The sequence below is a fragment of the Shewanella sp. SG41-4 genome (assembly GCF_014164505.1).
GTDB lineage: Bacteria > Pseudomonadota > Gammaproteobacteria > Enterobacterales > Shewanellaceae > Shewanella.
Window position 1 is genome coordinate 1 of record NZ_JACJFI010000780.1, and the last position, 272, is coordinate 272.

Genomic DNA, 272 nt, shown 5'->3' on the forward strand with positions numbered 1-272 from the left:
ATCGCCGGCAACCCATCTGCAACAGCTACTGACAACCAGCCTGTGGACAATGTTGCCGCACCTGCACCAATCGTTGAATTCAGCGGCATGGGCAGCGATGGTATCTTCAACAGCGATGAGATCGGTACTGACGGCACTGTGACCGCCACCGTGACGCTAGCGACTGGCACTCAAGTTGGCGACACCTTGATTGTCACTGACGGCAATGGCAACACCCTATTTAACGGCCCTGTCACTCAAGACATGCTCGACAACGGCTTTGACGTTGAAGT

Annotated in this window: 1 protein-coding gene; it reads left to right on the forward strand. The window is 54.8% G+C overall.

All coding sequences use genetic code 11. The annotated features are described in order from the left end of the window. The coding region (locus H5202_RS23810; protein ID WP_220494006.1) for a hypothetical protein at positions 1-272 on the forward strand (272 nt) is incomplete at both ends.